The 6,487-nt window shown below is 74.7% G+C and carries 2 protein-coding genes and 1 pseudogene; 1 reads left to right on the forward strand and 2 read right to left on the reverse strand.

Annotated elements, in window-relative coordinates; all coding sequences use genetic code 11:
• Positions 1 to 277 precede the first annotated feature (277 nt).
• On the reverse strand, positions 278 to 3,787 hold the full coding sequence (locus ACIPM1_RS31270; protein ID WP_402440388.1) for an AAA family ATPase: 3,510 nt from the start codon (positions 3,785 to 3,787) through the stop codon (positions 278 to 280).
• 456 nt (positions 3,788 to 4,243) lie between these two features.
• Positions 4,244 to 4,324: pseudogene (locus ACIPM1_RS31275) on the reverse strand (hypothetical protein); the annotation flags it as partial.
• A 548-nt stretch (positions 4,325 to 4,872) separates the two neighbouring features.
• Between ACIPM1_RS31275 and ACIPM1_RS31280 the strand changes: the two are divergent.
• A complete protein-coding gene (locus tag ACIPM1_RS31280) occupies positions 4,873 to 6,366 on the forward strand; it encodes a PQQ-binding-like beta-propeller repeat protein (protein WP_402440374.1) in 1,494 nt (497 codons plus the stop codon).
• The last annotated feature ends 121 nt before the right edge of the window (positions 6,367 to 6,487 follow it).

The following is a 6,487-nucleotide window of genomic DNA, read 5'->3' on the forward strand; positions in this document are numbered from 1 at the left end:
GGGCTCGAACGGGCTTGATCGGGTGGCGCCGGCGGGAATGAAGTGAGTGTCTATCAGCGGCAGTCTGCGCGAGTCAACGGTACGTCAAACCCCATGTGGCCTGCGGAAACGACGCGTTGACCGTAGTGTCGCTCCCATTGGTCGAGACCACTGAAGCCCTCCTGGTGAGGGCGTGGCGGCCGATTCCCGCCGGTAAGGGATGCGAACGCGCGAAGGCCCGCGCCGAGAGGAACGGCGCGGGCCTGGAGCGGGTGCGGCCCGGGACGGACCGCGGGACTCACTGCTGGGGCGGCGGCGGAGGCGCGGTGTACCCCTGCGGGGGTTGCTGTCCCTGCGGGTACGGCTGTCCCTGCGGGTGCTGCGGCTGGCCGGGGTGCTGCGGGTACGGCTGCTCCGGCGCGGACGCGCCGTAGTAGGGCTGCGGCTGCGGTTGACCGGCGGGCTGGGCCTGCGGCTGACCGGGGTACGGCTGTCCCGGGACGGGCCGGCCGGGCTGCTGCGGGTGCGCGTACGGAGCCGGCTGCCCCGGAGCGGGCTGGCCGGGCACGGGCGGCTGCCCTGGAGCGGGCTGGCCGGGCAGTGCCTGACCGGGGTACGGCTGACCGGGGTACGGCTGCGTGGGCAGGGGCTGACCGGGCATGGGCGGGGCCGCCACCGGCGGCGGGTTGCCGTCCGAGGTCCACAGCCCGTGCGACTGCTGGTGCCGGACGAAGTCCTCGGCGACCATCGCCGCGAGGTTGAAGTACGCCTCCCGCACCTTCGGCCGCATCATGTCGAGGTCGACCTCGGCACCGGCGGCCAGGTGCTCGTCGAAGGGCACCACGACGACGCCCCGGCAGCGCGTCTCGAAGTGGGAGACGATGTCGTCGACCTTGATCATCTTGCCGGTCTCGCGCACCCCCGAGATGACGGTGAGGGAGCGCGCGACGAGGTCGGCGTACCCGTGGGCGGACAGCCAGTCCAGCGTCGTACTCGCACTGCTCGCCCCGTCCACGGAGGGGGTGGAGATGATGATGAGCTGGTCGGCCAGGTCGAGCACCCCGCGCATGGCGCTGTAGAGCAGACCCGTGCCGGAGTCGGTGAGGATGATCGGGTACTGCTTGCCGAGGACGTCGATCGCGCGGCGGTAGTCCTCGTCGTTGAACGTGGTGGACACGGCCGGGTCGACGTCGTTGGCGATGATCTCCAGGCCGGAGGGCGCCTGGGAGGTGAACCGGCGGATGTCCATGTACGAGTTGACGTACGGGATCGCCTGGACGAGGTCACGGATGGTGGCCCCGGTCTCCCGGCGCACGCGGCGGCCGAGGGTGCCGGCGTCCGGGTTGGCGTCGATGGCGAGGATCTTGTCCTGCCGCTCGGTGGCGAGCGTCGCGCCCAGCGCGGTGGTCGTGGTCGTCTTGCCCACACCACCCTTGAGGCTGATCACCGCGATCCGGTAGCAGGAGAGCACCGGCGTGCGGATCAGCTCCAGCTTCCGCTGCCGCTCGGCCTCCTCCTTCTTCCCGCCGAGCTTGAACCGGCCCCCCGCGGCGGCCGGACGCCCGCTGCGCGCCTTCTGCTTCTTGTTGTTGAGCAGCCGGTCGGAGGACAGCTCCACGGCCGCGGTGTAACCCAGCGGCGCGGCACCGGGGTTGGTCGGCTGCCGCTGGTCGTGCTGCATGGGCTGCGGCCAGGCGGCCCCGAGACGGGGGTCCACCGGCTGCTGCGGTGCGGCCTGCTGAGACGGCGCACCGCCGGGCTGACCCGGCGCCTGCGGGAACCCGTAGCCGCCGGGCTGGGCGGGCGGGGTGGGCACGCCGGGGGCGTGCGCGTTCTCCGCGCCAGGAGCCTGGGGGAAGCCATAACCGCCGGGCGGAGCCGGAGGAGTGGGCCCGCTGGGTGCGTTCCCCGCGCCGGGCGCTTGCGGGAAGCCGTAACCGCCGGGCTGCGCGGGCGGGTTGGGCACGCTCGGAGCGCCAGGGGTGGCCGCGGATCCCGGGGCCCCGGGGGAGGAGAGCTGGTCCGGTGCGGGCTGGACGGGGGGCGACTGGGGGAAGCCGTAACCAGCGTTCTGTGCGGGTGGGTGGGGCGTGCCTGCGGTGCCCGGGGTGGCGGTCTGGTCCGGCGTGGGCTGGGCGGGGGGCGACTGGGGGAAGCCGTAGCCGCCGGGCTGGGAGGGCGGGATGGGCGCGCCCGGGGTGCCCGGGGTGGCGGGCTGGTCCGGAGTGGAGTGGGCCGGGGGCGATTGCGGGAAGCCGTAACCGCCCTGCTGCGCAGGCGGGTTGGGCATGCTCGGAGCGCTCTGAGTGGCCGGGGGCGGCGGGAAACCGTAGCCGTTCGGCCGGCCGGGAGCGGACTGTCCCGGGAGCGGCTGCCCTGCCGCTGCCGCCTCCTGGAACGGTCCACCGGCGTGGCCGGCGGCCGGCGCGGCAGGGGCCGCAGTGGCGGGCGCGGGCTGGGCCGGCGGTGCGGTCGGGCCCGGGGTGGGGGCCGCGGGCTGCGGAAAGCCGTACCCCGCCTGCGGGTTGGCAGCCGGGGCGGGCGGCTGGACCGGGGACTGCTGCCCGGCCGGAGCGCCGGGGTGGGGGAAGCCGTACCCCGCCCGCGGGGCGGCGTCCGGCGCGGACGGCGTGTTCCAGGCGGCGGGCGCGGGCATCGGCGCCTGAGGCGGGAAGGCCGGCTGCCGGCCGGGTACGGAAGGCTGGTCCTGCGCGTCCCCCGGCTGCGGCTGCGCGGGCCAGTGGGCGGCCGGTGCGGGCGCGGCGGGCTGGTACGACGGCGGCAGCGGCGGCACCGACTCCTGCGGCACCGGCGGCGGCCCCCAAGCGGCAGGCGTGCCCTGGGGCGCCTCGGCAGCGATCGGCGGAACAGCGTCCTGCGGCTCCGCGCCCTGGCCCCCCGCGTCCTGGGGCTCCGCGTCGTGGACCTCGGCGTCACGGGGCTCCGCGTCCCGGGGCTCCGCGTCCTGCGGAACGGCGTCGTACGGAACGGCGTTCTCGGGCTCCGCGTCCTGCGGCTCGGCGAGGTCCTCGGCCGCCGCGGCGACCGCGTCCCCGGACGCGCCGTCCACGGACTGGTCCTCGACGGACGCGGCGTCGGCAGGCTCGGCATCCACGGCGAAGCCGTCCCCCGCCCCGGCCTCGTCGGTCACGGTCTCGTCGGCCTCGGCATCGGCCTCGGCCTCTGCACGGGCCACAGCCTCGGCTTCGCCGGACTCCTCGTCGACGGACTCCTCACCCGCGGACGCTTCACGCGCCGCGGTCTCGTCGTCCGTCTCGCCCTCTTCCGCCTCTGCCTCTTCTTCGGCGGACACGTGCGAGCCGACCGCCCCGGAATCGGAACCGGAGCCGGACTCGGAATCAGAACCGCCCGGAAGGAGGGCCACATCGGCGTCGCCCGTCACATCGTCACGATCGGACGCGTCCCCGGCGCCGGCGCCGCTCGTCTCGGCGGCCTCGCCCTCCTCGTCGGCGGGCTCCGGCGAACCCTCGGCCGCTGCCGCCCGCTCCGCGATCTCCCGCTTCAGGGCGACGGAGGAGAACCGCATGGTGGCGCCGCTTTCGAGGTCACCGGACCCGAACTCCGCGCTCTCCTCCTGCCGCTGACCGGGCTCCTCCGCCTTCTCCTCCGCCTGTGCCTCGGCCTTCTCCTCGGCGGCCGGGGCGGCGGACCACTGCGACTGGAAGCCGCTCACCGGAATGCCGGGGACCGCGGCCGGGGACACACCCTCGGTCGCGGACGCTCCGCCGGAAGCCCCCGGCTGCCCGGACTGGGGCTCGAACCCGCTGCCCATGGGCAGCCTGGGCACGGCGACGGGCCCCCCGGCAGACGGCGCGGGAGGCGCGGCGGGCGGCGTGTACGGGGCGCCGGGCGTCGGAGCCGGCGGCGTGAAGGCGCCCCCGGGCGCGGGCGGCGGAGGCGTGTACGGCGCCCCCGGCGCGGGAGCCGGCGGTGTGAAGGGCGCCCCCGGCGCGGGCGGGGGAGGGGGCGTGTACGGCGCTCCCGGCGCGATCGCGTGAGGCGGCGGCGTCAGCCCCGGCACCGGCCCGCTCGGCGGCCTCGGCGCACCGGAACCGCCAGGCCCGGCAGCACCGCCGGCCGCGGACCCGGGCGCGGCCGAGCCCCCCGACGAGGACGCCCCGCCCCCCGCACGCTGATCGGCCCCCGCTCCCGAACCGGACCCCGAACCGGACCCCGGCCCACCCGACGCGTTCTGCGTGTACCAGGCAGGCGGCGCGTAGTCGATGGTGAACTCGCCGGTCGTCTCGACGGCGGACGCCGCGTCGGGCTGGTCGTCGCCGGGCGTGGCCCAGCCCCCGCGGTTCCCGTCCCGATCGCTGCTCACAGTTCCTCCTGGTGTGGTCGAGCACCCTCAATGCCGTGCTGGGGCGACCATTTCTCGTCGTCCTTGGTCGTTCGAGGTCGTCCGATCCACCGGCTCCCCCCGGGACGCCGACACCCGGTCCACGGGTTCTGGCGTCGCGCCCGGTACCAGCCTAATCACCACCGGGCTCACCCCGGCAGGCCTGTCCGCCTCACAGCGGTCGCCCAGTCCGTCACAACCTGCCCGCAACTGCCGTACACAGCCCGTATCGACGAACAAATCGGACAGCTTTGCGCGAACAAAGTGAACAAGCGGGGCACAAGGTGAAGAGGCGTGACCGAAGTGGACTCAACCGGCCGAGGGCACAGGAGGCTTGAGGCCCTGAGCGATCAACCCGCCCCATTGGCAGCCCCGTTCGCCGACCGGCACGGGACGACCGGCATAGTAGGGCCCCGTCCCGCGCACGTATCGCCGAGCGCGCCTGCACCCCCCCACCACGCCCCGGAACCTCCCCGGAGCCCCGGGACGGCACCCGTGCGCCCGTTCCTGACAGAAAGGGAACCCTTCGCGTGAGCTTCGGCCCACCTCCCTCCGTCTACACCCAGTCCGCGGTCGCGGCCGACCAGGCCCGCAGAAGACGCCGCCTCCGGCTCCTGGGCGGCGCCCTGGCCGTCGTCCTGATCGCCGCGCTCTGCGTCGGCGTCCGGCTCCTGTCGTCCGCGGGGGACGACAGCGCGTCGGCCGGCGACAGGGCGGCCGCCGTCGCCCAGAGCCCGGACGAGGTGCGGGAGACGGCCGAGAGGGCGTCCTCCTCGCCCGAAGGCCGGGAGATCATCGAGCACTACGAGGAGAACCTCGGCAAGGACCCGCGCTACGCACCCGGCACCTGGGCCACCGACAAGATCGTCGCCCGCGGGGTCGCCAACCGTGTCGAGGGCTACAAGCTCGCCTCGGACGACGACGAGACGGCGTGGAAGCTCGAACTGGGCGGCCACCTCTGCGCCACGAGCCGGGACGTGACCGCCGACGGCCGTACCGCGGTCGTGATCCAGCCGCCCAGGGGCGAGGCCGCGAGCGGCAAGGGCGTCTGCGACCAGGTGGTGTTCCTCGACCTGAACACCGGAAAGAAGCTGTGGCAGCGGAAGATGCCCGCGGCCGACTTCGCCTACGTCACCAACACCGGCCTGACCCTGACCAAGGGCGTCGTCGCGGTGGCCTGGGGACGCGGCTCGGTGGCGTACGACATGAAGAGCGGCAAGCAGCTCTGGAACAGCACCACCACGTCCCAGTGCGAGGACAAGGGCTTCGCGGGCGGCCGCGCGCTGCTCGCCCTGGCCGCCTGCGGAGAGGCGCCCGACACCACGTACAAGGTGCAGAAGCTCGATCCGCGCACCGGCCGCACCCTGTGGACGTACAAGGTCGCCACCGGGATCGACGACGTCTTCCTGCCCTCCGCCGACCCGCCCGTGCTCGCCGTCGCGGCCGGCGACACCATGGTGACCGACCTCATCACCCTCGACGGTCAGGGCCGGCACCTCGCCACCATCTCGCTGAACGGCTACGACGCCAAGTGCGGTTCCCGGTACGCCTTCTCGCGCTTCTTCGGCGTGGTGGACGCCTGCGACGGCATGGTCGTGGGCCGGACCCAGGCCTACATCATGAGCAAGGAGAACATCGCCATCGGCCAGCCGGCCGGCTGGATCGTGGCCTTCGACCTGAAGACGGGCCGGACGCAGGGCAAGTTCGACGGCCGTGAGTTCCAGGCGGTCGTTCCGGTGCGGATGAGCGGGGACGACCTCCTGATCTACCGGGCGGGCGCCGATTCCCTCGCTCCGGCGGCCCTGGTCCGCTGGAACCCCCGCACGGACCGGGAGACGCCGTACCTCCTCTTCCAGCTCCCGGAGGACGAGGCCTACGAGCTGAGCGATCCGGAGCAGACGGACATCGTCGTGGAGAAGGGCCGGATGTTCTTCGCCCCGCGGAAACTGGAGCGCGACGAGGACAAGCCCAAGGCCAAGGTGCTGTCGCTGGCCGGCTACGCGAGCGCCGGGCTGAAGCACTGAAGGGCACCCGAAGTGGGGGGGGGGGGGGGGGGGGCGCGGGCCCCCCCCCCCCCCCCCCCCCGCCCCCCCCCCCCCCCCCCCCCCCCCCCGGGCCCCCCCGCGCCCCCCCCGGGCGGGCCGA

The organism is Streptomyces sp. NPDC086766, from assembly GCF_044746005.1.
Lineage (GTDB): Bacteria > Actinomycetota > Actinomycetes > Streptomycetales > Streptomycetaceae > Streptomyces.